Here is a 476-nt window from a genome sequence, read left to right as displayed (position 1 = left end):
GTACAGAATGAAAACGTCCCACTCTGGAAGGAGCAATCCCTCAAAGGAATCGCCTTCCATCAGCATCTCTACACCTACTTGGCAGGGCGGGAAGAGACGGATGAGTTCGAACGCTGGCTCGACAGTGAATTTGAAAATCCTGCTGAAGAGGCTATCCGCCGAGTTGTCAGTGAAGACCGCCTTCTTCCTGAGCACTGGAGGCGGCTTGTACGTTTCGCGGCTGCCTTAGATGTCCGTACTCCCGCTCGCCTTAGGCAATTCATTCGGAACCAGAACGAGACATTGGAAGCGTTGATGAATGAGACAATCCAACGTTCAGTCCGCGAAATGGAGGAATCGGTTGGAAGAAACGAGCGGCTACCGATTGGCCTGGAGGAAAGCGATGTTCTCTCCCTTTTCAAGATCTCAATAGAACCCCTGCCGGATGGCGGTGGACTGTTAAAAGCCGAGACCATCGTTGGTAGAAGATTGTGGAT

At 52.1% G+C, this 476-nt stretch carries 1 protein-coding gene; it reads left to right on the top strand.

All coding sequences use genetic code 11. The annotated features are described in order from the left end of the window. Positions 1 to 476, top strand: a 476-nt coding sequence (locus KMS84_RS38975) for a DUF4238 domain-containing protein (RefSeq protein ID WP_256921295.1), incomplete at both ends; no start/stop codon positions are given.

Origin of the sequence: Streptomyces hilarionis (assembly GCF_024539675.1) — a bacterium.
Lineage (GTDB): Bacteria > Actinomycetota > Actinomycetes > Streptomycetales > Streptomycetaceae > Streptomyces > Streptomyces hilarionis.
The sequence above is the reverse complement of the archived record's forward strand: the minus strand, read 5'-3'. Positions and strand labels throughout refer to the sequence as shown.